The organism is Kocuria rosea (genome assembly GCF_006094695.1).
Classification (GTDB): Bacteria; Actinomycetota; Actinomycetes; order Actinomycetales; family Micrococcaceae; genus Kocuria; species Kocuria rosea.
In genome coordinates, this window is sequence record NZ_CP035103.1 from 247,855 (window position 1) to 271,383 (window position 23,529).

Here is a 23,529-nt window from a genome sequence, read left to right on the forward strand (position 1 = left end):
GTTGATATGTCCCCAAGAATAGCCCCAGAAGCTTTCCTGTGCAAGTAAATGATGGTGCGGTGGGCTCAGAGGATGAAGATCAGAGCGGCGATCACCGCCAGGATGCCCAGGAAGACGAACCCCCACGCCTTGAGGTTGTCGGAGTCGTCCTCCACGGGTTCGGCCGGGCGCGGCGGCCACCCGCCGGGGCCGGGCCCGAACACCGGCCCGGAGGCGCCATGGGTGCTGGCGCCCGGTGCTCCGGGCTGCTGGTCCCCGGGGCCGTACCCGGGGGTGCCGTATCCCGGACCGCCCGGGCCGGGTGCCCCGGGTCCGGGGTACTGGCCCGGAAGCGGCCCTGGCGGCGGCGGGGCCGGGCTCGCGGGGCTCACCCCCCACTGGGGGTTCTCGGGCGAGCCCGCCGGAGGGGCGCCGGGCGGGGGCGTGGCCGGGCGGATGCCACCGTCGGCGGCCGGGCCGGCTGCGGAGGAGGACCCCGCGGTCGGACCCGGCGCCGGTGGAGCCGCCGGCGGCAGGGTCTCGCCCGAGAGCACGGGCCCGTCCTCGCGGTGGCCCCGCTCCGCCTCGTTCAGCAGGGTCACGAACTGCTCGAGCGGCTCGGACCCGTCGTGCTCCCGCGCCAGGAAGCGCTCGGCGCGGCGGCGCACCACCTTGTAGACGCGCCCGTCGTCGGGGACGCCCAGGTCCCGGGCGGCCCGGGCCACGGCCAGCGGGGGCTGCTCCGGCAGGGGGTTGGTGCCCCACTCCAGGAGCCCGGTCAGCAGCGGGCGCTCGAGCACGGCGGCCAGGGCGGCCCGGGCGCCCGGCACCCGGGTCAGCTCCAGCAGCCCGCTCGGCGGCGCGGACGGGCACCCCGGCACGTCGCTGGGCAGCCGGGCGGCGCGCTCCAGCCAGAAGGTGTCGCCGAAGAGGGTGGCGAGCAGCACGGCGGCGGCGAGCCGGTCGTCGCTCGGGGCGGCGTCCTCCGGGAGGCCCTGCTCCCAGTGCGTGCCGAGGGCGCGGCGGGCGGGCTCACCGGCCAGCCGGACGCGCAGCTGCGCGTCCTCCGGGCCGCGGGCGGTCTCCGCGGGGCGCTCCACCGCGTGCCGCACCTGGGGGTCGAGCTCGGGGTCCATGGGCCACCTCTCCGTCGTCGTCCTGCGTCCATGCTCTCAGAACGTGCTGGACGGCGGCGGGGAGCCGACGGTGAGGCGGACGGCGGAGCGCCCCGGGCTCAGGCGGGGAGCAGGCCGCGCAGCTGCCCGGCGGCGACGCGGGGATCGGGGGCCTCGGTGACGGCGCGGACGACGACGACGCCGCGCGCCCCGGCCTCCAGCACCTGCGGGAGCCGCGGCTCGTCGATGCCGCCGATGGCGAACCACGGCACGGGCAGGACCTCCGGGTCCGCGTCCAGCCGGGCCTCCGTCAGCTCGGCGACCGCGCGGACGAACTCCAGCCCGGTGGCCGGGCGCCCCGGCTTGGTGGGCGTGGCCCAGACGGGGCCGGTGCAGAAGTAGTCGACGTCCGGGTCCTCGAGCGCCGCCGTGGCCTGTCCGAGGTCGTGGGTGGAGCGCCCGATCAGCACGTCGGGGCCCAGGAGCCGCCGGGCCTGGGCGGGGCTGAGGTCGTGCTGGCCCACGTGGAAGACGTCGGCGCCCACGAGCGCGGCGATGTCGGCGCGGTCGTTGACCGCGAACAGGGCGTCATACTCGGCGGCCACCCGGCCCAGCAGCTCCAGCGCGGCGATCTCCTCGTCCGCGTCGATGCTCTTGTCCCGCAGCTGGACGATGTCCGCGCCGCCGGCACAGACGGCGTGCAGGAACTCCTCGAGGTCGCCCCGGTCCCGGCGGGCGTCCGTGCACACGTACAGCCGGGCGGCGAGGAGGCGGGCCGTCCGGGTGTCTCGCAGGGAGGACTCGGCGGGGGCGGAGGCGTCACGGGTAGGGTGGGTCACACGCTGATGATAGGTCAGCGGTTCTGCGGGAGCCCCACCGGGGGCTGAGAGGGCGTCCAGCGCCGACCGCCACACCTGATGCGGGTCATGCCGCCGGAGGAAAGGACGTTCCCTGTGACTGCCGCGCACCCCGCCCCCACGACCGCGCCCCACCCGCTGGTCGACCGGCCCGAGCACGTCCGCGCCGACGTCGCCGTCGTCGGCGCCGGGGTGATCGGCCTGGCCACCGCCTGGGAGCTGCGCCGCCGCGGCCGCTCGGTGGTCGTGGTGGACCCCGAGCCGGGCTCCGGCGCCAGCCGCGCCGCGGCCGGGATGCTCGCCCCGGTGAGCGAGGTCCAGTACCAGCAGGAGCCCCTGTACCCCCTGATGACCGCCTCGGCCGCCGAGTACCCGGCGTTCGTGGCCGCCCTCGAGCAGGCCGCCGGCGGGACGGTGGGCCACCGGGCCACCGAGACCCTGGTCTGCGGCGTGGACGCCGCCGACCGGCAGGCCCTGGCGGACCTCCGCGCGCTGCAGGGGCGCCACGGCATGACGGTGGAGCCGCTGACCCTGCGCGCCGCCCGCACCCTCGAGCCGACCCTGAGCCCGCGGCTGTCCGCGGTGTTCCGGATCCCCGACGACCACCAGGTGGACCCGCGCCGCCTCGTGGCCGGGCTGCTCGCGGCCCTCGTCGCCCCGGAACTCCCCGACCCCCCGGAGCTCCCGGAGCCCGCCGGGCTCCCGGCCGCGCGCGACGGCGGACCGGCCCGCCTCGTCCACGACCTCGCCACGGGGCTGCGCCGCAACGCCGAGGGCGCGGCGACCGGCGTCCGCCTGGCCGGCGGCGGGATGGTCTCCGCGACCTGGACGGTCCTCGCCCCCGGCGCCGGGCTCGGCGAGCTCGAAGGACTGCCGGAGGACTGGCACCCGCCGCTGCGGCCGGTGCACGGGGACATCCTGCGCGCCCGGGTCCCCGCCGGGGCGCCGGAGCTGCTCGAGCGCACGGTCCGCGGCCTGGTGCACGGGGTGCCCGTCTACCTGGTGCCCCGCGCCGACGGGACCGTGGTGATCGGGGCGACCTCCCGCGAGGACGACCTGTCCGGTCCCAGCGCCGGCGGCGTGTTCCGGCTGCTGCGCGATGCCCAGGCGCTCGTGCCCGGCGTCGCCGACCTCGAGCTGGTCGAGGTGCTGGCCCGCGCCCGGCCCGGCACCCCGGACGACATCCCGTACTTCGGCCGGGTCCGCGACCCGGACGGCTCGCCGGTGCCGGGGCTCGTGGTCTCCACCGGCTACTTCCGCCACGGCGTCCTGCTCGCCCCGCTGGCCGCCCGGCTCGCCGCGCAGCTGGTGACCGGCGGGACCGGAGCCGACCTGGCCGCCGACGCCGAGCACCTCGCCACCACCGACCCGCACCGCTTCGACCGCCCCGTCGAGGCCCGTCCAGAGGATCCCGCGCCGGCCGCCGCCGGGCCCGGGCCCCGGAGCAGGAGCACCCGATGACCGCCATCACCCTCAACGGCCGCCCGCACCGCGTGGCGGCGGAGGCGACCGTCGTCGACCTCGTCGCCGAGACCGTCGGCCGGGCCCTGGGCCCCGACGGCGCCCCGCTGGACGGCGGGCGCCTCGGCGTGGCCGTGGCCGTGGACGCCGCGGTCGTGCCCCGCAGCCGCTGGCGGCGGACCCCCGTGGCGGAGGGCCAGTCCATCGAGATCATCAACGCCGTCCAGGGAGGCTGACGTGACCGCCCCGCACCCCGACCCCCTCGTGCTCGACGGCATCGAGCTGAGCTCCCGGCTGATCATGGGCACCGGCGGCCTGAGCTCGCTGCACACCCTGGAGCAGGCCCTGCTGGCCTCCGGCACCGAGCTGACCACCGTGGCCCTGCGCCGCTACGCCCCCGGCCAGGGCGACTCCCTCTTCGCGCTGCTCGAGCGCAACGACATCCGGATCCTGCCCAACACCGCCGGGTGCTACACCGCCCGGGACGCGCTGCTGACCGCCGAGCTCGGCCGCGAGGCCCTCGAGACCGACTGGGTCAAGCTCGAGGTCATCGCGGACGAGGACACGCTGCTGCCCGACGTCGTGGAGCTCCTCGACGCCACCGAGCAGCTCGTGGCCCGCGGCTTCAAGGTCTTCGCCTACACCTCCGACGACCCGGCCGTCGCACGCCGCCTCGAGGACCTGGGCGCGGCCGCGGTGATGCCCCTGGGCGCCCCCATCGGCACCGGGCTGGGCATCCTCAACCCGCACAACATCGAGCTCATCGCCTCCCGGGCGTCCGTGCCCGTGGTGCTCGACGCCGGGATCGGCACCGCCTCCGAGGCCGCCCTGGCCATGGAGCTGGGCTGCGACGCCGTGCTGCTGGCCAGCGCCGTCACCCGCGCCCAGGACCCGGTGGCGATGGCGACCGCCATGCGCCACGCCGTGCTCGCCGGCCGGCTCGCCGCCGGTGCCGGGCGCATCCCGGCCCGCCGCCACGCCCAGGCGTCCTCGTCGATGGCCGGGCGGATCGACACGGACGCCGCCGGTGCCGGGCCGGCTGACGGCCCGGCGGACGTGCCGCGCGGGGACTGGGCGCCCGTGGGGGAGCGGCCGTGAGCCCGCTGCCCCCGCTCGTGGAGCCCGGCCCCGAACTGACCCGCGAGGAGCTCGAGCGCTACGCCCGGCACCTGACCCTGCCCGGGATCGGGACCCTCGGCCAGCGGCGGCTGCGGAACGCCCGCGTGCTCGTCGTCGGCGCCGGGGGGCTCGGGTCCCCGGCCCTGCAGTACCTCGCCGCGGCGGGGGTCGGGACCCTCGGGATCGTCGACGACGACGTGGTGGCGGTCTCCAACCTGCAGCGCCAGGTGGTGCACACGGCCGCCGACGTCGGCCGCCCCAAGTCCGTCTCCGCCGCCGAGGCCGTCACCGCGCTCAACCCGCTGGTGGAGGTCCGCACCCACCCCGTCCGGCTGGACGCGGACAACGCCGTGGACATCATCGGCCGGTACGACCTGGTCCTGGACGGCGCCGACAACTTCGCGACCCGCTACGTGGTCAGCGACGCCGCCGCCCTGACCGGCACGCCTTGCGTGTGGGGCTCCATCCTGCGCTTCGAGGGGCAGGTCAGCGTCTTCTGGACCGGGCACGGGCCCACCTACCGGGACCTCTACCCCGAGGCCCCGCCGGACGGCGAGGTGCCCAGCTGCGCCGAGGGCGGGGTCTTCGGCATGCTCCCCGCCACCGTCGGCGCGGTCATGGTCACCGAGGCCGTCAAGCTCGTCACCGGCACCGGGGAGCCCCTGCTCGGCCGGGTGCTGCTGCACGACGCGCTGGCGATGACCTGGCGCGAGATGCGGCTCACCCTGGATCCCGACGCCGCCCCGGTCACCGCGGTGGCCCGGCCCGCCGCGGTCTGCGCGCTGCCCGGCGCGGACGCCTCCGAGACCGTCGGGGCGGCCGAGCTGGCCCGGCTGCTCGAGCGCCGGGAGCGCGGGGAGGCGTCCTTCGCCCTGGTGGACGTGCGCGAGGACTGGGAGCGGGAGCTCGTGGCCATCGACGGCGCCGTGCCCGTGCCCCTGCAGGAGATCCTGGACCGCGGCGCGGACGCCCTGCCCCCGGAGGCCCGCGGCGCTGACCTCGTGCTGCACTGCAAGGCCGGGGCCCGCTCCGCGACCGCGCTCGCCGCGCTGCGGTCCTTCTACGCCGGGCGGGAGGAGCGGGTCCGTCACCTCGAGGGTGGAGTGCTTGCCTGGGTGGCGCAGGTGGAGCCGGACCAGCCGGTCTACTGATCCGGTCTCCTGCGGCACACCGCTACACCACCGCGGAGGACGTGACCTTCTGTGACGCCGTCGTGACACTCCATGACGTGCGCCCGTCATCCGGTTGGCCCTGGACCGGGCGGTCTGATGCCATGGCAAGCGCCCCATTCAGAGCGGTTGAGAGATCTGGCTCGACGACGCCGCAGCAACCCGCCCTCCTCCGGGGTCAGGGTGCTAATGCCAGAACCGATGGAGATCCCGGATCTGCAGTCGGTCCGTGACGTCAGCCTCCGGCGCTGCCGCCACCGGGCCCGCCCCCGGCGCGACCGGCCGACCGGCAATCCTCGGTGCGACCGAGAGGACCACCGCATGACCCCGAGCACGGTCGAGGAGACCACCGCCCATCCCCGCGCCGGCACGGACCTCGCCGCCGGCCTGCCCGGGGACTACTCCGGGCTGCGGGAGCACTTCCGGCCGCTGTTCGCGGAGATCGCCGCCGGCGCCCTGGACCGGGACCTCCGGCGCGCGCTGCCCTACGCGGAGGTCGGCCGGCTGGACCGGGCCGGGTTCGGTGCCCTGCGCGTCCCGGCGGCCCACGGCGGCCCCGGGGTCAGCCTCGAGGACTTCACCCGGCTGCTGGTCGACCTGGCCGAGGCCGACTCCAACATCGCCCACCTCTACCGCTCCCACCACGGCTTCGTGGAGTCCCTGCGCTTCCTGCCCCGGGAGCTCCAGGAGGTCTGGTACCCGCGGGTGCTGGCCGGGGCCACCGTCGGCAACGCCTCCACGGAGAAGGGCGGCAACGCGCTGGGCACCCTGAACACCGTGCTGAGCCGGACCCCCGAGGGCTGGGAGCTCACCGGCCGGAAGTTCTACGCCACCGGTTCCGTCTTCTGCGACTACACCCGCGTCTCGGCCGCCCTGGACGGCCGCGACGGGCGCCGCTTCGCCGTCGTCGCCACGGACGCCGAGGGCGTGACGCTCGAGGACGACTGGGACGGCTTCGGGCAGAAGCTCACCGGCACCGGCACCGCGGTCTTCGAGCGGGTGCGCGTCCCGGAGGACGCCGTGCTGGACCGCACCGCCGGCAGCGCGGAGGCCGTCCACGAGGCCGCCTTCTTCCAGCTCGTGCTGCTGGCCGTGCTGGCCGGCATCGCCCGGGCGGCCCGGCGGGACGCGGTGGAGACCATCGCCGGACGCCGGCGGACCTTCAACACCGGGCTCGGCCTGCCGTTCCGCGACGACCCGCTGATCCAGGAGGCCACCGGGCGGATCTCCGCCAAGGCCTTCGCCGCCGAGGCCACCGTCCTGCACGCCGCCCGCGCCCTGGACGCCGGGATCGCCGCCGCCGCAGCGGCCGGCGCCGACCGGCCGGACTTCACCGGGGCCCTCCCGGCGGCGCTGCACGAGTCCGAGATCGCCGTGGAGCACGCCCAGGTCACCGTGCCGGAGCTGGCGCTCGGCGCGGCCCAGGACCTGTTCCTCACCGTGGGCGCCTCCGCCACGTCCACGGCCAAGGGCCTGGACCGGCACTGGCGCAACGCCCAGACCGTGGCCACCCACAACCCGATCGCCTTCCGCGCCCGAGCCCTCGGCGACTACCTCATCAACGGCACCCTGCCGGAGGGCCTGAACGCCATCGGCGACGCGAGGACCGGCGCCACGACCGATGCCACGACCGATGCCACGACCGATGCCGCGACCGATGCCACGACCGATGCCACGACCGACGCCGACCGAACCCCAGGAGCCTGACGCATGAGCACCACGACCACGGCCGCCCCGGGCCGCAGCAGCATCGTCCACGGCAAGAAGCGCGTCCTGGCCTCGGCCTTCGCCGGGACCACCATCGAGTGGTACGACTTCTACCTCTACGGCACCGCCGCCGCACTCGTCTTCAACGTCCAGTTCTTCCCCATGGCCACCGAGCTCGGCGGTATCGTGGCGTCCTTCGCCACGCTCGCGGTCGGGGTGATCGCCCGGCCCCTGGGCGGGATCATCGCCGGGCACCTGGGGGACCGGATCGGCCGCAAGGCCCTGCTGGTGGCCTCCCTGCTGCTCATGGGCGTGGCCTCCACCCTGATCGGCCTGCTGCCCACCTACGAGGTGATCGGCTGGTGGGCCGTCGTCGGGCTCGTGGTCCTGCGCATCCTCCAGGGCCTGTCCGCGGGTGCCGAGTGGGGCGGCTCCGCGCTGCTGAGCGTGGAGCACTCACCGGCCCGGCACCGCGGGTTCTTCGGGTCCTTCACCCAGATCGGCTCCTCCGCCGGCATGCTGCTGGCCACCGGCGCGTTCTTCATCGTGCAGAACGTCATGAGCGAGGAGCAGTTCGCCGCCTACGGCTGGCGCATCCCCTTCCTGCTCTCGGCCCTGCTCGTGGCGGTGGGCCTGTGGATCCGCCTCGGCGTGGCCGACGCCCCGGAGTTCCTGGAGCACCGGGCCTCGGGGAACGTGGCCAAGGCCCCCCTGCGGGAGCTGCTGGTCCACCACCGCCGCCCGGTGCTGGTGACGATCGGCCTGCGCCTGGCCCAGAACGCCGTCTACTACCTGGTGACGGTCTACATGCTGACCTACCTGCGGGACGTGCGCGGGGACAGCGCCGCGGGCGTGACCGCGGTGATGATCGCCTCGGCCATCGGCCTGTTCTCCACCCCGTTCTGGGCCTGGCTGTCCGACCGGGTGGGCCGGAAGGTCGTCTCGGTGACCGCCTACGCGGCGATCGGCGTCTTCGGCTGGGTGCTGTTCGCCTTCCTCGAGGCCGGCCCGCTCGCCCTGCTGCCGCTCGTGGTCATCCTCGGCATCAACCTCGTCCACGACGCGGTCTACGGACCGCAGGCGGCCTGGTTCGCCGAGCAGTTCCCCGTGCACGTGCGGTACTCGGGCGTGAGCTTCGGCTACCAGGTCGGCACCGTCCTGGGCGGCGGGCTCATGCCGCTGATCGCCGCCCTGCTCTTCGCCGCCGGCGGGGACACCCCGTGGCTGATCGCCGGCTACCTCTCCGTGCTGGCCGTGCTCTCCGTCGTCGCCGCCCTGGCCGCGAAGGATCCCGCCCGGGACCGGCGCGGCACCGAACTCACCGATCTGCACGCCGGCCGGACCGCGGCCGCCCCGGTCCTCGCGACTCCCGCCGCCGCGAGCGCCACCCAGCCCACCCCCGAGAGGACCACCGTATGAGCCGCCCCCTGCTGCTGAACGCCTTCGACATGATGGTGCCCGTGCACCAGTCACCGGGACTGTGGCGCCACCCGGAGGCCGGGGTCGCCGGCTTCGACACGCTCGAGTACTGGACGTCGCTGGCCCGCACCCTCGAGGAGGGCGGCTTCACCGCGCTGTTCCTGGCGGACGTCCCCGGCGTCTACGACGTGTACGGCGGCGGGGCAGAGGCCACGGCCCGCGGGGGAGTGCAGTACCCGGTGCTCGACCCGCTCGTCGCGGTGCCGGCGATGGCCGCGGCCACCGAGCAGCTCGGCTTCGGGGTGACCGCCTCGGTCACCTACGAAGCCCCCTACCTGCTGGCCCGCACCTTCGCGACCCTCGACCACTTCACCCGCGGCCGGGTGGCGTGGAACGTGGTGACCTCCTACCAGGACTCCGCCGCCCGCAACCTGGGCATGGACCGGCAGATCCCGCACGACGAGCGCTACGACCGCGCCGACGAGTACATGGAGGTCATGTACAAGCTCCTCGAGGGCTCCTTCGAGCCCGGGGCGGTGAAGGCCGACGCCGGCGCCGGGGTCTTCGTGGACCCGGAGCTCGTGCATCCCATCGGCCACGAGGGCACCTGGTTCTCCGTGCCCGGCCAGGCGCTGACCCACCCCGGACCCCAGGGCACCCCGTTCCTGTTCCAGGCCGGCGCCTCGAAGCGCGGACAGCAGTTCGCCGTGGACCACGCCGAGGCCATCTTCTTCATCGGCAACACCCCGCAGCTCGTGCGCCGGTGGACCGACGGCGTCCGGGCCGAACTGGCCGCGCAGGGACGGGCCGAGGACGCCGTGAAGACCTTCGCCATGGCCACCGTGGTGGTCGCCGAGACCGACGACGAGGCCCACGCCAGGCTCGACGGATACCGCCGGCACGTGGACATCGAGGGAGCGCTGTCCCTGTTCGGCGGCTGGACCGGCGTCGACCTGGCCGGGGCGGACCCCGACGCGCCGCTCGAGTACGTGGCCACCGACGCCAACCAGTCCGCGCTCGCGGCGTTCACCTCGCTGTCCCCGGACCGGACCTGGACGGTGCGGGACCTGGCCGAGTTCGTGGCCATCGGCGGCCGCGGGCCCGTCATCGCCGGGGCCCCCGGCACCGTGGCGGACGAGCTCGAGCGCTGGCGGGAGGAGGCCGGCGTGGACGGCTTCAACATCTCGGCGGCCGTGCGGCCGGCGGACCTGGAGCGGTTCACCACGATGGTGTCGCCGGAGCTGCGGCGCCGCGGCCTGCTGCCGGAGCCCGGGGCTCTGCCCGCCGGCAGGACGCTGCGCGAGGCGCTGGCGGGCGCCGGGCCGAGGCTGGCCGACGACCACCGCGGGGCCTCCTACCGCCGGTGACCGCAGGGCTCTTGGGGTTCGCCGCTCGACCGGCCCGGGACGGCTGTCCGCCGTCCCGGTTCCTCGGCACGGAGCGCTCCTGCCCGGGAGAGGGCAGGAGCGCTCCGCCGCGCCGAGGCGCAGAAGGCGGCCCCCGACCGCCGGGGAACGGATCATGGGGGTCGCTGCACCGGCGTGGGGGCCGGTGCCACCCGAAAAGTACCAGACGGTAATATCGCGGTGCACCATCCTGTGCGGATGCATGAATTGTGCTCCTCGGGGTCTCCCGACTGCCGACCCTCATTTCTCCCGGCTCGTGCCGCGACGACTGGGGACGCGGGCCATCACGTGCCATCGGAGCGGGGAACGAGGCGCCACGGATGTGTGCACACATGGTCCGCTAGCTAGAAGCCCCGGAGGATCACGTTCCAGTAGTCCCGGGGGAGGACCTCGAGGTCGAAGAACCAGGAGGCGCGGGTCGGGGCCAGCAGCGGCACGCCGGGGATGCTGGGCGCCAGTTCGTTGTCCCGGTCGAACTCGGCCAGCACGGCCCGGCCCCGCTGCACCGTCACGGGGGTCACGGTGTACCCGTCGTAGGAGGCCGTGGGCTCCCGGCCGTCACGGGTGGCCAGGAGGTTCTCGGTGAGGATCTTCGTCTGGTGGCGCAGTGCCCCGCCGGACGAGGCGGTCTCCAGTGCGGCAGCGTCCCCGCAGGCCCACACGGTGGGCACACGGCGGTGGCGCAGGGTCTGTGCATCCACGTCCGCGTAGCCCGCCCAAGCGGTGCCCGCGCCCGGCGCGACGCCCAGTCCCGCGTCGGCGATCCAGGCCGGGGCCCGGTGGACTGGGCTGTGGTGCAGCAGGTCGTAGGGCAGGTCCCGCGGCGTCCCCTCGATCGTGGCCCGCAGCCGGCGGGAGGCGGCGTCGATCGACTGCACGTGGGCGCTCGTCAGGACCGTGATGCCGTAGCGCCGGACCCAGGGCTGCAGCACCCGGTCCACGTCCGGCTGGCCGAACACGGTGGCGGTGGGCGTCAGCAGGGTCACCTCGATGTCCTGCAGGACACCCTGGCGCTGCCAGTAGTCGCAGGCCAGGTAGAGGATCTTCTGTCCGATCTGCGGCGTGGGCGCCGGGCCGTCCGGGATCGTGAACAGTGCCCGGCCGCGGCGCAGCCCGCGGATCAGCTCCCAGGTCTTGGGGGCCAGCTCCACGGTGTAGTTGGTCGAGGCGTGCGGGCCGGCCATCGCCTCGGCATTGCCGGGGACACGGTCCCAGTCCGGGGTGGACCCCGCGCAGATCACGACGTGCCGGTAGCCGATGTGCTCGCCGGAGGACAGTGTGGCCATCCGTGCCGCCGGATCCAGTGCCTGGACATGGTCCTGGACCCAGCGCACGCCGCGGGGCATCACGCGGTGCTGGGCCCGGGACATCTGCGGCACGCTCTTCAGTCCGGCGCCCACGTAGGAGAGCATCGGCCGGTAGTGGTGCGTGGACTTCGGCTCCGCGATCACGATGTCCGTGATGCCCTTGCGGCGCAGTCGTGCGGCCAGGGAGATCCCGGCATTGCCGCCGCCGATCACGAGGACGTCAGTGGCGTGATCCAAGGGTGCAGTGGTCATCATGACTCCGTGGGACGAGGATGGCTCCACGGCACCGATCGGGGCCGTCCGACCATTCGACCACGAGCCGCGGCGCCCACGCCCGGGCGGTAAGCATCCAGGGGGTGAGGGGGCTCTCAGGACGTCCAACTCGAGGAACTTGTCGGTCGGGACAGCTGATCGCCGGAGCGATGCCGGTGCCTGTTCCGCCAAGGGTCCGGATGAAGTGGCGGCCTTCTGCCGAATATGAATGGCGGCGCACCCTGTCCGGTCGGGTGGCATTCTGCGCATAGATTCTCGGACCATCACTCACTGACAAAGTTGGGCGGCACCCGAGCCGTCACATCGTCACTGAGCTACTCCGGACGGTGCCCCGCGGGTTCGTGATTCCGGTTGGGGCGGCCGAGGAACTCACCGCACCGCCAAGCAGCGGTCTCAGTGTGCCCCTTCAACTGAAAACACCCTCCCTGAAGGTTGTGCGGTCCCTCGCCGTACACGGCCACCGGCCACCGGAGACTCCCGGCTTCACCGAGCAGCGTGGCCAGCATCCCAGGGCTGGCGACTGCTGAACCTGCACCACAGTTGAGCTCGCCTCGGGAGTCCTATTCGTAGTACTTGAAGCGCGGCTCACCCTGGACACCTGCGCGTTGCATCGCCTCCTGCAATTCCGGCAGTGCCGTGAAGGCGCGGGCCTCGTCGACCGAATCGAAGTAGTGGAGCACGAGCACGTTGTCCGGATCATCGACCATGCGGTGCACTGACTCGCCGGTGATGTTGCTGAATGCCGGTACGTCCGAGACGGAGTCGTAGACCTTTCGCCAGGCGTCGTAGTCGGCCACGCGGTGCCGGATCAGGAGCAGTGCCATAGTGGTCTCCCCGAGGACTGGAGTGACGGGCGCGCCCGATCCAATGGTGGGAGGGCGCTGGTGAAGATGGCGCTGGTGAATACGTGCCACGCTACGCCCGGCTCGGTCGCCCCGGAAGGGGCGACCGAGCCGGGTCCGGGGCAGGACGCGGATGACGCGTCGACACCTGCCGATTCATCAGTCTCGTCTCTCCCCACGTGGTCACGCGGAAGGTACGGCAAATTGGATAGGTCACCGTGGGACCCCCAATGCCTGTTGCTAAAAGAAACGCATGAGTCTTTTACTCTTGCAACGTGAAGTCTGGTGTCGCACCAATATAACGCTCAGATATCAACTGCTATTGGGGGTCGACAGGTGAATCTTGCATTGCTCATGCTGGTGTTTGCCCGCGGATCTCGCGGCGCCCACACCTGCCACATTTGACCCGTGATTTGCCCTACGTAAACAGGGGGAGAGTGGCCTGTGCGTGGAATATTGGCAGACTAAATTATCACTTATCGGAGAAAAGTATGTCCAAGAATCATTGGAGGATCGCCACTTCCGTCGTCGGCGCCAGCGCCTTTCTGGTAATGGCGGTCTCACCGGCGGCGGTGGCCGCCCCGGGTGGCGGCCAGGGCGACGAAAACAGGGCGTCGGTGAGTAGGACGTCAGACTCTCATCAGGTGGTCCGTTACGGGGAAAATCCGGGCGGAAACTTCACCTTCAAATACAACGCGAGGTTCGAGGGCGACTCGGGGTACTCCGAGCACGACACCATTGCGTCCAGGTCGGACGGGGAGGTAGTGAATCACTCCCGTATCACAAATGGCTCGTGACGTGACCGGGAAGTGGTGCAGAACTTCCACTACGTCCGCGGCGACAGTCGTGGCTAGCTCCTAGCTGGACTGCATCGGAGCGCGCGTGGGTCGCATGCTCGAACCTCGGCCGGCCACGGCGGCCCAATGGCCGACGCCGGGGCTGCTAGCCGAGGCCGGGGGAGTTGGCGGGCTCCTCGCGAGCCCCCATCCCGGCTGGGGCACGCACCGTCTGCGTAGTCGGAAAAACTATCTGGATCTAGGGGAATCGTGCTCGTAAAAATCAGGAAGATCGATGTGGCGGCACTCAGTGCGGGAGCGATGCTTGCCGTTGGAATGGCCCCTGCGATGGTCGGGGCGGATGTTGTCGACAAACGTGACTGCAAAAAATCCGAATCCGGGTGCCTAGGACAGCATGCGGTCAGCAATGAAGTCGAAACGCCGAGCGGCAACTACATTTACCAGAGCAACGGTAGGGTCAGTAAGAATGCTGGCAGTCAACACGAATCCTCCTATGAAACGTCCTTCCACCGACAAGAGCTCCGGAAGAACGGGGTGGGTCACGTAAATCAAAACCGCGAGTCATCTGAATTCGTATTCTCTGATGACTTTTCGTGCTCCGATGAAACGGCCTATCACTACGTCGATGGGAAGGCGCAGTTTAACGAACGCGAATTCAGCTGCTCTTCGTAAGCGGACTGCGACGATATCGATCCCCAGGGATCGACGGCGATCAGTTAATTGTTGACGCGAAGCTCAGATGCCGGCGCAGCTTCTTGGGTAGGGGTTGGCTGGGCGTTGAACTCCTGCTCGAATTGGGGGCCATCAACGGTTTATCGACTGACGCCCTCTGGCCGGGATTCGCCCGTAGACGAGGCTGAGCCTTGGCGGCTCATGACAACCCTGTCCGTCATGCGTTCCGTAGGATGCGAGACGCTTCGTCGAGCTGCAGAGGACCGTCCCACTTCCTAGGTAGTGGGACGACCCGCGTGGAGATCCTTGCTCGGTGTGCATGATCGGCGTTTCCTGTACCAGAACTCGGACCAAAAGCCATGAACCGGTTAGGCCGTACGGATTCGACTTCCGGTACGCTGGGCGCATGGAATTGGGCTATGCGCGGGTCTCGACGGCCAAACAGGACCTCGACCGGCAGATCGATGCCCTTCGGCAGGTCGGGATCGCGCCCGAGCGGATCTATGTGGACAAGAAGTCTGGGGCCACCACGGAGCGTCCCGGACTGACCGCGGCCCTGGCTTACGCCCGGAAGGGCGACGTGATCGTGGTGCACACCCTGGACCGGCTCGGACGCACTGTGCGCGACACCCTGAACCTGATCCACGATCTGGCCGAGCGGGGGGTGGGGGTGCGCAACTTGGCGGACCCGATCAAGGTTGACTCCACTAACCCGAATGATCCGATGGCGCAGCTGGCGGTGGTGCTGCTGGCGTTGTTCGGGCAGATGGAACGGACCTACACCCTGGAGCGCGCCGCTCATGCCCGGTCGGTGGCCACGGCCAAGGGCCGGCGGATCGGGCGGCCTTCGGTGGTGGATCCGGACAAGCTGGCCTACGCAGCCCATCTGCGCGAGTCCGGGCACACCATGGCGGAGATCGTGGCCAAGACTGGCATCACCCGCACCACCCTTTACCGTCACCTGCCGCCGAGGCCTCCGGAGTCGGTGACCGCCGGGCCGGTCACCGCCGCCGAAGCCGACCCTGGTCCGACAGACTGACTCCTCACCACACCCCTGACTGTCCGGGCTCAGCCAGAAGAGCATCCCCAGCTGGCTGGGCTCTGCCCACGGTCACGGGCGTTAGTGGCGATGATCCCCTCCGCACCGACGCCGGTGTTCCCGACGTCCGTCCCGAGCTTCTGCATTGGCTGCTCGACCGCCTCGGATCATGGGTGAGCAGCGCGTTGGGCTGCCGGTGCTGCGGTGGCGGTGCTACGCAGGACCACCGGATGGGAGAGCTGATGGGCCAAGGGCAGGACCCGGGTCCTGCTCCTGGGCGGAGAATCCCTCGCTGTGCTGGGAAAGCAGAGAGCCGGACATGGGATGGTGTCCGGCTTTCTGTGTGGGAGATGCCTTTCCGCCACAGCACCAGCGTGAAACACCGTGAGGGCCGCTGACCAGAGGCTACGTGCAGTGGTGGACGCGTATGACCGAGTGAGTCCAGGGGGCGACGTCGATGACGATGGTTGCCCTGGGATCAGCGTCGCTCACAAGAGCGCCGCCCGACCGAGGGGATGACTCGTCAGTCGGGGGCTGGGCTGAGCGACGTCTTCTGGGGGCGGATCCGCCTGCCGTCGCTGCGAGATCGTGGATAGATATGGCAGGGGCGGGGTGGCCCCCCGGCCATCCCGCCCCGTGCTGCTTCGTCGCGGACCATGATCCGGCGCGCACCATGGATCCCCCCGGAACCATGGTGCGCCCGGTCAACACGGCCGAAGCTGGAGGATGGTCTGATGCAGATCACCTGTCCCCCTGGTAAGCCAGGATGCTCGCTCCCGTCGCGTGCGGCAATGTCGGGGGTGTGTTCGCGTTCACAACCTGAAACAACAATGTGCGCTTGTGAATAGAAGGGGTCGGGGTGGTCGGGCGTGGCGGGAAGGGGTGGCCCGTGCGCAGGATCAGCCCCCGATGCTCGAGGTCTCGTCCTTGAGGTCGTCGAGCACCCACTCCGAGAGCTGTCCGGCCGGGACGACGAGCGTGTCCTCGCGCAACAACTGCGTCTCCTGGTCCGAGAGGGGTTCCTCGATGACCTCGGTGTCGTGGACGGCCCGTGCGGCTGCATAGCCGGCGGCCAGTTCGGTGGCCCACTCCTGGTGGCCGGCGTAGCAGGGATGATCGGGATCGGGGCTGCACGCCTCCAGCCACCGTGCCGGCTCCCGCGGGGCAGGAGCGGCGGGCATCAGGTGCTGGTACAGATCCCAGGTCACCTCGGCCCAGCGACCCACGGGGGTGACCACCATGGGGTAGTAGGTGGCGGCCCACTGGGTGGGGGAGGCCGGGTGCAACTCGACGGCCAGGGCTCCAGGTGCAGAGGTCGTCATGTGTTGTTCCTGTTCGCAGGTGAGGGATGGTCTCGCGGCGCCGACTTGGGGCAGAGCAGGGCAGTGCCGGCAGGTCGGGGGCCCGTGGTGATTAACCAGGGTAGGCGCGGGGCCGATAATGCTAGAAGCAGGCTGAGTAATGTGACATCGGGCCGCTTTTCAAACCATGGGATGCGAGACGTCTCGTGGCAGAAATTTTCGTCCGCATGTTTCCGCGGATCCGGGTGTCTCGCATCCTTGTGCTTTATCCATGCCCCTAGAATCGGATACTCAACGTCAGTTGCGAGACAGATGAGGTGGACATGGGGAAGTTGATCGGCTACGCCCGGGTGTCGACGCGGCAGCAGGACACAGACCGCCAAGTGTCTGACCTCCTGAATGCCGGCGTGCGGCGCGATGACGTGTATGTGGACAGTGGAGTGTCTGGAGGGCGTGCATCGCGTCCGGCCTTCGACAAGGCGGTGGCCGCACTCGAAGACGGCGACACGCTGGTGATTACCACGCTGGACCGGTTGGGGAGGTCAACGCAGAACATGCTGGCCTTCGCGGAAGTGCTGCGGGGAGAGGGTGCCGGATTGCGGGTACTCAACCTCGGTGGGGGAGATGTGGACACCGCGACCCCGATGGGCTCGATGGTCTTCACCGTCATGGCCGCCCTGGCCCAGATGGAACTGGAGATCAAGCGGGAACGGGTAACCGATTCGGTGGCCAAACGCAGGGCGGCCGGCAAGGACCTCGGTGGACGGCGTCAGACCTTCACAGACTCCCAGATCCGCAATGCTCTCCGGCTGATCGAGGGAGGCGAGCCGGCCACCCAGGTCGCCCGGGACCTCGGCATGTCCAGGGCCACCCTCTACCGGCGAATCCGTGAGCTGCCGATACCAACAACCATGTGAGCGAACGGTCGTCGACGCATTGAGTGATGCGTCAGCTTCGCCGTCCGCGGGCCTGACATCGTCCGGGACACATGCGCATCGACTGGCGGATCCGTTGGACGACCGTAGCGTGCTGGACGTGCACGGTGGGCTCGCGGGACTTCATGGAATCTTGAGGATTGCTCAACTGGAGCGCCAGGTGCAGCAGAGATCCTGAATACGGGATGGTCCCGGGGGTGCTGGGACCTCAGATACGGCTCGACTCTGGACCCTGGGGGTGCCGGGCGGGCCTGCGAGATCGGGGGACCCATGAGCTGGACGTCCAGAACGGAAGAACCTGCCCTGGCGGGTGCCACGGGCGGTGCCTGCAGGCCCACGAGGTGGTTGGTCGGCATCGACGCGGTCCGCGGGCTGGCGCTGATCGGGCTGATTTTGGTGCAGATCTTGCCCGGGTATGACGATGCGACCCAGGAATCGAGCTGGTCGCACTTCGTCTCCCCGGGGGATGTGGTGGCACTGTTTGCTCTGCTGGCCGGGGTGGGACTGGCACTTAGTTCCGGGGGGCGGTTCCCGCACACCGGCAGGTGGCTGGCTGCTGATCGGGTGGGGGTGGCCGTGCGGGCGGTGCTGATTGTCGTGGTGGGCCTGGGGATCGGGGCGTTGCTGCCCGCAGTCGCCCCGGCGGACAACCTCTTGATCTACTACGGGGTGTTTCTCCTGCTGGCGATCCCGTTTCTGCACCTGTCGGCGACGGCGTTGTTTGTCTGCGCGGCGGTCTCTTGGATCGTGGGTCCGCTGCTGATACAGGGCCTGATGGGTGTTCTTCCCGCATACACCTTTTCCAACCCCACGTTCACCGGGGTGATGGAGGAGCCTGCGGGGACGGCCTTCCAGCTGTTGGCGACCGGCACCTACTCGGCCCTGCCGTACCTGACCTATCTGCTGGTTGGGCTGGGCTTGGGTCGGGTGCACCTGCGCGATACGGGGATCCAGGGTCGGCTGCTGACGGTGGGAGCGGCCCTGGTGATCTCTGCCCAGACCATTTCCGCTTTCGTGTCCTACGCCTTCGGCGGGTATGACCGGTCGCTGACCACCGGCGGGATAGGCGAGAACAAGCCGGCGCAGGTGCTGGTGTGGGGCCCGGATTCCTTACCCACCGACACTGCTTGGTCGCTGGCGATCACTACCCCGCACACCAACCCTCTGTGGGGGATCGCCGCCAGCCTGGGTGTGGGACTGCTGGTGTTGGGGAGCTTCCTGCTGGTCTCCCAACAGTTCGGGGCATGGTTGTTGCCGTTGTCGGCGATGGGCGCGATGGCCTTGACCCTGTACACCGCCCACCTGGTGGCCCTGTCCTTCCAGGCCACCTATGATCGGCCCCACCTGTGGTACGTCATCCACTTGGTGGTCGCGGCACTGCTCGCGGTGACCTGGCAACGAGCACTGGGTCGGGGACCGCTGGAGCGGGTGCTCAGCACCAGCGTGGAAGCGACCCGCCGCACCGTGCTCCACCGCCCTTACCGCTCCCACTGGCTCCACCGGATGTGAGCACCAGCCGAGGCAGACTCTCACGCGCCCTGCCAGCCACAGCGGGTGGATTTCTCGGGGGCGGGCGCGGCTCAGAGCTGTTGGTTCATGTCAGTTCTCGGGTGGGTGTCGGGGCAGGTGGATCTAGAAGCCGGCTCCGCGCCCGGGTCCGGGGGGGCCTCCAGGGTCCTGAAGTGACCCCGTCGGGCGGCCGTCGTGATCTGTCGCGTGTTTCTCGAAGTTGGATTACTGAATTCTGGCCCTTTGACTCCGAAAGGCTCCCACGGGACGCAGAGGCTACCCGGCCGAGTTCCGACGCAAAGTGCTGGATCAGGTGGTTGCCGGCAGCCCCGTAGCTCAGATTGCTGCGGAGTGGGGCATCAGTGATCAGTCGATCTACACCTGGGCGCGGCAGGATCGCATCGACGGGGGTCTGGAGCCGGGCCTGAGCACCGGCGAGAAAGCCGAGCTCACCGAGGCCAGGCGGCGGATCCACCAGCTCGAGGCCGAGCTTGCTGCGATCCGACGGGCCATGGAGCTGGTCCGGGAAGCGGTGCCTCCAAAAGTTCGCTACGCCGCAGTGACGACCATGGCGGCTGAAGCCGTCCCTGTGGACGTCGCCTGCCGCGTGCTCGACGTGTCGACGCCTCGCTCAACCGGCCGCTCCGTCCCGGGCAGATCCGCCACGCCTGGCTGACCCAGACGATCAGCCGCATCCGTGCCGAGTTCCAGGGGTGCCTACGGCAACCGCCGCGTGCACGCCGAGCTCGTGCTCGGACGCGGCTTAAGCATCGGATGCCATCACGTCGAACTGCTGATGCGCGGGGCCGTGGCTGACCGGCGCCACCGGACAGCCACGGTTCAGCCCTGTGAAGCCACTGCCGCATGTTCCGTCGTGATGGGCTCTGGAAGGGCTATCCATGGGTGGTCCCCGCGCACGAGTCGTTATCGGCAGGCGAATCGGATTTCACAGGCACTTCTTAAGAATCGTATACCTCAGCTATACCCGCCCTTGCTCAAGTAAACCCTGTACTGGGCGCCGTAGCTCGGTCCGGTGGGCAGGGGGCCCGCCGATGCAGCGCAGGGGGCGACTTGTCCCGTGACGGGTCTGTTGGAGGCTTTCATTCCACGGAAGGATGAGAGTCATGGGAGCACCGAGGAAGTACCCGGATGAGTTGCGTGAGCGCGCCACCCGGATGGCGGTGGAGGCCCGACGGGACCCAGCGACGAAGGCCGGGGCGCTGGCGCGGATCGGGCAGCAGCTGGGGATCAACCCGGAGACGCTGCGGAACTGGGTCAGACAGGCCGAGGTCGACGAGGGATACCGGCCGGGCACCACCACTGATGACGCCCAGCGGCTGGCCGAGCTCGAAAGAGAAGTTCGGGAGCTCCGCAGGGCCAACGCCATCCTGCGGTCGGCCTCGGCTTTCTTCGCGGCGGAGCTCGACCGCCCACACCACAGGTAGTGGCCTACATCGACGCCCACAAGGGCGAGTACGGGGTCGAGCCGATCTGCAAGGTTCTGCAGGTCGCCCCGAGCACCTATTACGCCGCCAAGACCCGCCCGCCCTCAGCGCGATCGGTCAGCGACGCGGCCACGACCGCGGTCATCGCCAAGGTGCATGCGGAGAACTACGGGGTGTACGGGGTCACCAAGGTCCACGCCGAGCTGCGCCGGAACGGCCATCAGGTGGCCAGGTGCACGGTGCACCGGCTCATGAGGGCGGCGGGTCTGCGTGGGGTCATTCGGGCCAAGGGCCCGCGCACCACGGTGGCCGGCACCGGACCGGAGACCCGCCCGGACCTGGTGGAACGATCTTTCACCGCCGCCGCCCCGGACCGGCTGTGGGTCGCCGACATCACGTATTGCAGAACGTTCGCCGGCTGGGTATACGCCGCCTTCGTCATTGACGTGTTCTCCCGGCGGGTGGTGGGGTGGCAGCTGTCGACCTCCCTGCGCACGGACCTGGCTCTGGACGCCCTCGAGATGGGGTTGTGGACCCGATCCCATGACGGCCATGACACCAGCGGGGTCGTGCATCATTCGGATAAGGGCGTTCAGTATGTCGCGGTGCGCTACACCCAGCGCCTGGCCGAGGCGGGGGCGGTGGCCTCGGTGGGATCCACTGGCGATTCGTACGACAACGCCCTCGCTGAGGCGTTCAACTCGCTGTTCAAGGCCGAGCTGATTCGCAACAAGGGCCCCTGGAAGTCGATCGAGGACCTGGAGATCGCGGTGGCCGAGTACGTCGACTGGTTCAATTACCGGCGCCTGCACGGAGAGATCGGGCTCGTGCCCCCGGCCGAGTTCGAGGACGCCTACTATCGTCACCACACCGCCCCGGCGACCGCCGGAGCGGCACTATCAAGCCTCCACTGAACCCGTCACGGGACAACTCGTCATGACAAATTTCCAAGGACGCCCGGCGCGCGGCGCCCCGTGGGGAAAGACCGGTGCACGGTTGCCTCCCCCGAAGCCTCCCGGAGTTCCTGCAGCTAGCGGTTCTAGCACTCCGGAGACGGTGCCCGGTAAACGGCGCCTGGCGGGGATCGACGCGGCCCGCGGGATGGCTCTGATCGGGATGATCTCGATCCACATCATGCCTTCCTGGGACCCGGTCACCTTCGAGCCCACCGCGCAGTGGACGGTCTTCGCCGGCCGCTCCGCGGCGCTGTTCGCCCTGCTGGCCGGGGTGGGACTGGCATTCAGCACCGGTGGCCGGACACCACACACCGGTCGGACGATGACCGCCGACCGTGTGGGGGTGGCCGTGCGCGCAATCCTGATCGCTGGGCTGGGGCTGGCGATCAACGAAATCATGCCGGGCAACACCATCGCCGAGGTCCCAGCGGTCAACATCCTGGTCTACTACGGTGCCTTCTTCCTGCTGGCAATTCCGTTTCTGTCCCTGCCCGCGAGGGCGTTGTTCGCTTGGGCGGGGTTCTTCGCTCTGGCCGGTCCGGTGCTCATGCACCTGCTCCGCGATGTTCTGCCGACCGTCGAGCGTTACAACCCGGCGCTGAGCGACCTGATCGGCAACCCCGGGGCCACTACTGCTCAGCTGTTGCTGACCGGGACCTTCCCCGCCCTGCCTTACCTGGCCTATCTGCTGGCCGGACTGGCGATCGGCCGCCTGGACCTGGCAGACGTCCAGATTCAGACGGCGTTGCTGTCGCTCGGGGCGATATTGGCTGTGACGGCGTGGCTGGCCTACTGGGTATTGATCCTGCAGGCCGGGGGCTACGACCAACTGCTGGCCCGAACCCCGGCCCTGAACGAGGAGCTGATCGACGACATCATTAACTGGGGCCCCGATCCCACGCTGCCCACGACCACCTGGTGGTGGTTGGCGGTCGCCGGCCCGTACACCAACACCCCGCTGGCCCTGCTGTTGGGGCTGGGGTCAGCGATGGCGGTGCTGGGTCTGTTTCTGCTGCTGGCCCATGGAACAGCCAGTTGGTTGCTGCCGCTGAGTGCGATGGGTTCGATGACGCTGACCGTGTACTCCGCCCATCTGCTGGCCTTGTCCGCGGAGCTGCACTACGACCAGCCCATGTGGTTCCTCATCCACGTGGGAGTGGCCATGGTCTTCGCCCTGATCTGGCACAAGACGTTCGGGCAAGGCCCCCTCGAGCGTGTCGTCGCCCGGATCGTACGCACGGTCCGCCGGCTCGTGCTGGGCAAACGTCGGCAAGCCGCAGCCCCGGTTCCCTAACCGCATCTTGCCGTGTGCTCAGGTGGCAGGCACGCAGCGCAGCAGCGGGGTGTCGATGCCGTCTGAATACTGACCCTCGGGCGCTGAGGGGTCAATATTCACTCGGCGTTGACACGGGGCGGCGCACCCTGTCGGGGTGGAGACCGGGGAGGATCTCCTCAACCGGGCATCCGCGGCCAGAGGCGCGAATCACGAGCCGTTCCCATGGCCGAGACGGGGGCAGGGAGGGAGATGTTCCCCGCACCGGGTGGCCGGTGAGGATCTGGGCGGACGGCGCCCACCCGCTACGGACAGTGAGATCCGAAGTGCCATCCGGCTGATCGAGTCGGGGGAACCGGCCACGCAGGTGGCCAAGGATCGCGGGATGTCCAGGGCTACCCTCTACCAACGGATTCGGGAGCTTCTGCCCTCCGTGATCTGAGGCTCCTTCGGTGCGCGAAGAGGTGGTCTGTAGCTCGGTCACAGTCAAGGGGCCGCTGGCCGCACGGGTCGACGACTGGAGGCGAAGTCATTTGTTGAGCTTTCTTCAAGACGACATGAAGATTCCCTGAAGCTTGCCCGCCGGGGGCTCTACGGCCTGGTTTCTCGGGTCAATGAGGACATAATTTGCTCATGAGAACACCCCGTTCTCATCCGTTCGTGCACGGACATTCGGGTGCCCCAGTATTCCTCCCCAGGACTGGGGCACCCGTCTTTAACGTGAAGCGGTGTCCTAGTCCGAATCAGGGGACCCGGCGGACCCTGGGCTACCTCGCGGGTCCGGCGCTGGGTTTGCCTTTCCTCGTTCCGCGCTTCGGTCGCACGGAGGAGCTCCTGCATCGCCCATGGACCTTGGAGTCTTCATGGAACCTTGAGAATCCCGCGACGAGGACTCCAAGTGAGGCGTCCACCCTGGAGACAGACGGTCCCGGATGCACCGGGACTTCA

Annotated in this window: 18 protein-coding genes, 1 pseudogene, 2 riboswitches and 1 other annotated feature; of the genes and pseudogenes, 14 read left to right on the top strand and 5 right to left on the bottom strand. The window is 70.1% G+C overall.

All coding sequences use genetic code 11. The annotated features are described in order from the left end of the window. Positions 1–65 precede the first annotated feature (65 nt). The gene (locus tag EQG70_RS01135; protein ID WP_109268987.1) at positions 66–1,115 is read right to left on the bottom strand and encodes a hypothetical protein; all 1,050 of its coding nucleotides are present in this window, start codon (positions 1,113–1,115) and stop codon (positions 66–68) included. 98 nt (positions 1,116–1,213) lie between these two features. Continuing rightward, positions 1,214–1,933 (bottom strand): thiamine phosphate synthase, encoded by a 720-nt coding sequence (thiE, locus tag EQG70_RS01140; protein ID WP_370658578.1) that lies wholly within the window; start codon positions 1,931–1,933, stop codon positions 1,214–1,216. Positions 1,934–1,948: 15 nt separating this feature from the next. Next, positions 1,949–2,052, top strand: a riboswitch (TPP riboswitch). Here thiE and EQG70_RS01145 point away from each other — a divergent pair. The 7 genes from EQG70_RS01145 (at position 2,048) to EQG70_RS01175 (ending at position 10,193) form a co-directional block, all read left to right on the top strand. After that, positions 2,048–3,412 (top strand): FAD-dependent oxidoreductase, encoded by a 1,365-nt coding sequence (locus EQG70_RS01145; RefSeq protein WP_109244368.1) that lies wholly within the window; start codon positions 2,048–2,050, stop codon positions 3,410–3,412. It overlaps the preceding riboswitch by 5 nt. After that, positions 3,409–3,648, top strand: a complete 240-nt coding sequence (gene thiS, locus EQG70_RS01150; protein WP_109268986.1) for a sulfur carrier protein ThiS — start codon at positions 3,409–3,411, stop codon at positions 3,646–3,648. Before EQG70_RS01145 ends, thiS begins: the two co-directional genes overlap by 4 nt. A 64-nt stretch (positions 3,649–3,712) precedes the next feature. Further along, the gene (locus tag EQG70_RS01155; RefSeq protein ID WP_244296703.1) at positions 3,713–4,510 is read left to right on the top strand and encodes a thiazole synthase; all 798 of its coding nucleotides are present in this window, start codon (positions 3,713–3,715) and stop codon (positions 4,508–4,510) included. After that, positions 4,507–5,682: a molybdopterin-synthase adenylyltransferase MoeB gene (gene moeB / locus EQG70_RS01160; protein WP_208746242.1), complete on the top strand. Its 1,176-nt coding sequence runs from the start codon at positions 4,507–4,509 to the stop codon at positions 5,680–5,682. The genes EQG70_RS01155 and moeB overlap by 4 nt, the downstream gene beginning before the upstream one ends. A 131-nt stretch (positions 5,683–5,813) precedes the next feature. Continuing rightward, positions 5,814–5,908: riboswitch (SAM riboswitch) on the top strand. Positions 5,909–6,021: 113 nt separating this feature from the next. Next, on the top strand, positions 6,022–7,407 hold the full coding sequence (locus EQG70_RS01165; protein ID WP_109268983.1) for an acyl-CoA dehydrogenase family protein: 1,386 nt from the start codon (positions 6,022–6,024) through the stop codon (positions 7,405–7,407). Between the two features lie 3 nt (positions 7,408–7,410). After that, positions 7,411–8,826: an MFS transporter gene (locus EQG70_RS01170; RefSeq protein ID WP_109268982.1), complete on the top strand. Its 1,416-nt coding sequence runs from the start codon at positions 7,411–7,413 to the stop codon at positions 8,824–8,826. After that, positions 8,823–10,193 (top strand): LLM class flavin-dependent oxidoreductase, encoded by a 1,371-nt coding sequence (locus EQG70_RS01175; protein WP_109268981.1) that lies wholly within the window; start codon positions 8,823–8,825, stop codon positions 10,191–10,193. The genes EQG70_RS01170 and EQG70_RS01175 overlap by 4 nt, the downstream gene beginning before the upstream one ends. Before the next feature lie 383 nt (positions 10,194–10,576). On the opposite strand, the gene EQG70_RS01180 is transcribed toward EQG70_RS01175, so the two are convergent. Both EQG70_RS01180 and EQG70_RS01185 read right to left on the bottom strand, forming a co-directional pair. Further along, entirely contained in the window at positions 10,577–11,794 is a 1,218-nt protein-coding gene (locus EQG70_RS01180; RefSeq protein ID WP_244296633.1) for an NAD(P)/FAD-dependent oxidoreductase, read from the bottom strand. Positions 11,795–12,372: 578 nt separating this feature from the next. Beyond that, positions 12,373–12,636: a hypothetical protein gene (locus EQG70_RS01185; protein WP_035929481.1), complete on the bottom strand. Its 264-nt coding sequence runs from the start codon at positions 12,634–12,636 to the stop codon at positions 12,373–12,375. Between the two features lie 1,893 nt (positions 12,637–14,529). Here EQG70_RS01185 and EQG70_RS01190 point away from each other — a divergent pair. Continuing rightward, the gene (locus EQG70_RS01190) at positions 14,530–15,162 is read left to right on the top strand and encodes a recombinase family protein (RefSeq protein ID WP_109268980.1); all 633 of its coding nucleotides are present in this window, start codon (positions 14,530–14,532) and stop codon (positions 15,160–15,162) included. Positions 15,163–16,061: 899 nt separating this feature from the next. Here EQG70_RS01190 and EQG70_RS01195 read toward each other — a convergent pair. Beyond that, a complete protein-coding gene (locus tag EQG70_RS01195; protein ID WP_109268979.1) occupies positions 16,062–16,484 on the bottom strand; it encodes a hypothetical protein in 423 nt (140 codons plus the stop codon). 302 nt (positions 16,485–16,786) lie between these two features. On the opposite strand from EQG70_RS01195, the gene EQG70_RS01200 reads away from it, so the two are divergent. The 6 genes and pseudogenes from EQG70_RS01200 to EQG70_RS01225 all read left to right on the top strand — a co-directional run. Beyond that, positions 16,787–17,380, top strand: coding sequence for a recombinase family protein (locus EQG70_RS01200; RefSeq protein WP_109268978.1), 594 nt, complete (start codon positions 16,787–16,789; stop codon positions 17,378–17,380). Between the two features lie 363 nt (positions 17,381–17,743). Next, entirely contained in the window at positions 17,744–18,907 is a 1,164-nt protein-coding gene (locus EQG70_RS01205) for a DUF418 domain-containing protein (RefSeq protein ID WP_232035229.1), read from the top strand. A 301-nt stretch (positions 18,908–19,208) separates the two neighbouring features. Then, a complete protein-coding gene (locus tag EQG70_RS01210) occupies positions 19,209–19,583 on the top strand; it encodes a transposase (RefSeq protein ID WP_109268977.1) in 375 nt (124 codons plus the stop codon). Between the two features lie 448 nt (positions 19,584–20,031). Then, positions 20,032–21,266, top strand: a protein-coding gene (locus EQG70_RS01215) for an IS3 family transposase (RefSeq protein ID WP_244296552.1) whose coding sequence is annotated in 2 segments (ribosomal slippage) — positions 20,032–20,311 and positions 20,311–21,266 — 1,236 coding nt in all. Because the reading frame shifts where the segments join, the coding sequence is not laid out codon by codon here. After that, positions 20,310–20,423, top strand: a sequence feature (AL1L pseudoknot). It overlaps the preceding gene by 114 nt. A gap of 142 nt (positions 21,267–21,408) precedes the next feature. Further along, positions 21,409–22,602 (top strand): heparan-alpha-glucosaminide N-acetyltransferase domain-containing protein, encoded by a 1,194-nt coding sequence (locus EQG70_RS01220; RefSeq protein WP_244296635.1) that lies wholly within the window; start codon positions 21,409–21,411, stop codon positions 22,600–22,602. A gap of 244 nt (positions 22,603–22,846) precedes the next feature. Then, a pseudogene (locus tag EQG70_RS01225) lies at positions 22,847–23,023 on the top strand (helix-turn-helix domain-containing protein); the annotation flags it as partial. Positions 23,024–23,529: the final 506 nt, after the last annotated feature.